Source organism: Bartonella sp. MU37NMGALS, from assembly GCF_042194015.1.
Lineage (GTDB): Bacteria > Pseudomonadota > Alphaproteobacteria > Rhizobiales > Rhizobiaceae > Bartonella > Bartonella grahamii.
Genome location: NZ_JBHIML010000054.1, coordinates 1 through 2352 on the forward strand (window position 1 = coordinate 1; position 2352 = coordinate 2352).

A 2352-nucleotide genomic window follows, 5' to 3' on the forward strand; every position below is an offset into this window, starting at 1 on the left:
ATGAACCTTGCCATCAGAACCTTTTTGTAAATTCTGTTGTTCTTCATCCGTTAAATAATGTGCGTGAGGAAACAATCCCGCACAGGCATGTAAAAACGTGAGTGTGGGGATTGTTGATCGTCACAAACAGCAAAACTTAAGATTGGCATTCATCCGCATTTTTATATTTTTTACAAAACGGGCTGTTTAAGCGCTTTTCGACACTTCTCTGTGGGATGACAGCACCAGGCTGACAAATAGGGAGGTCTCTACCGTTAAAAGGAGAACACCAGCTAGCTCTCCCTTTATAATGGAATCCTGCTTGGATCATGCAAGCATCAATCGTTGCATTCTCATTGTTGCTTAACTTTTGAACTTCATCCTCAAGATAATTAAGGTGTGGCAAACCACATTCTAGCAATGCTTTTCCTACCTCAGTAGAATCTGCTCCTAGCTTCTCCCACACAGCCGTCTCTCCTCGAGGAGGTTTATCAATGTTTTCAATGTCACATCCAGCAACCGTTAACAGAATGAGCAGGCTTAATAAATTAAACAACATTTTCATTTTTTGTTCCCTGTTCTCGTTGAATAAAGTTTGTTAAAACTAAATGAACCATAATTAATTTGACACTCACGACTTGCATCAGCATAACAATTATGGGGGCTCGGATTAAGGCCCAAGACCGCTCTCCCCATCTCTCTGATTGGATTAGTTGCTATAGTAAATAAACTGTTTGCTGCAAATATCGTCATATAAAAAGGATTTTTTATACCTTTCTCCAAAAGTGAAAAATCTAGATTTAAAGGTGCCTTATAAGCCGTAGGCCAATTGTAACCAATCACTGTACTAATGGGGTCTAACATATGGCCTTGTATGTAGATATAATTTTTTTCGCCATCGCTTAGATAATCTACTGTATTGGCCATCGATTGCATGTGAGCAGCCGCTCCAACAAGATAGAAGTCTGTTTTCTTGGCTACACTGTGGATACCATGTTCTTGCAAGTCATTTGCTCCATTGCGTATTGTTAAGGTACCACGGCTATGCCCACTAACAATAGCATTGTCATTGCCATAACGATAGATAAAATCTTGGAACTTTTTGGTTGAATTGGTCAACCCCCAAGAGCCCCCTTCAAAAAACTTTTGATAAAATGCTACCCCTAATTCTACCAGCACATCGTCAGCTTGGGGAAAGTATGTAAAATAAAGGGGACCATTTTTATTAACAGCCAATTGGACAGCATTACCCGCAGCATCATCTGGTGAATTAAAAATGCCATTGTAGAACATATAAACAGCACCATTAGGGCCTTTTTGTAAATGCTTTTCTTCCTCTGGCTTTAAAAAGTGATACAGAGTGATATATTTTCCATCACTGCCTTTTATAGGTTTTCCATTTTCATCGGTTAAATAGAGGACATTGCCATTTTCATCATGCGCAACCTCACCTACTGGGTGCTCTTTGACATTTGTGATTTTATAAATTTTATCAAGGTATCCCAATCCTTCATCCGATAAATCATTGATCATATCTACGCGATTATGCACTACCCCCTCAAGCGGTGCGACATCTAGCTGTCCTACAGCTTGGTGGGCTGCTGCGGTGTTGCGGTTGAGAGAGCCAATGATTTGTCCAGCATCTTGCCCCATCGCCCTCTGTCCAGTTGTATCAGTAAGGATGATAGTCCCATCGCTGATAGCAGATTTGGTTTCCCCTTCTGCTCCATCCTTGGCTTTGCCGTGATTTAAAACATTCTTGGCAATGTTCTTTATCGTGTCATTCCCAGAAATGCTAAACCCATGGCTGCTGGCTTTAGCATGGGCACCGTTGCTGATATCACCGGTGGTAATGCTTCCAGTGGTCAGGCTGTTTTTATCTGCCGGCGCGGTGCTGGCAATGATGCCTCCGGTCAGCGTTGTTTTGTCTTTAACAATGATATTAAAGCCGCCATCACCCGCTTTGATGCCTGATTGTTCCACAACACTGTGATAATCGCTAGAGGATTTATCCTTTTGGAAAGAGGCACTCATGGAGCCCCCACCACCCGTTTGTCCAGCACCAAACCCAACAGAAACAGAGTTTTGCTTGCTGGAAGTTTGTCCCGTATCACTGCGGCTGGTAATGGCAAAATCACCACCAACCTCTACTTCTACACGCTCTCCAGAAACTACAGCGCCTGCTAGTGTGGTATTTCCCTTACTTATGGTATGAACAGTGCCGCTACCTATAATATGGCTGTTTTTGTGTTGAACTTCCTCACTGGAACCTTCCCCTTGACTAAAAGCAGCACTGCCCGTTGCCCCTGCGCCACCCGTGCCATAACCGGTGCCAACACTCATTGAAGCACTTTCACTGCTGTTTTGTGTGCT

The 2352-nt window shown here is 42.9% G+C and carries 2 protein-coding genes; both read right to left on the minus strand.

Translation table 11 applies throughout. The annotated features are described in order from the left end of the window. Positions 1–136: 136 nt before the first annotated feature. The gene (locus ACFIJP_RS08780; RefSeq protein ID WP_375627014.1) at positions 137–544 is read right to left on the minus strand and encodes a hypothetical protein; all 408 of its coding nucleotides are present in this window, start codon (positions 542–544) and stop codon (positions 137–139) included. After that, the coding region (locus ACFIJP_RS08785; RefSeq protein ID WP_375627015.1) for a hemagglutinin repeat-containing protein at positions 541–2352 on the minus strand (1812 nt) is incomplete at its 5' end. The genes ACFIJP_RS08785 and ACFIJP_RS08780, both read right to left, overlap by 4 nt.

Excerpts from the sequence above, each read along its gene's own strand:
- ACFIJP_RS08780 (WP_375627014.1), bottom strand. The coding sequence starts at position 544 with ATGAAAATGTTGTTTAATTTATTAAGCCTGCTCATTCTGTTAACGGTT.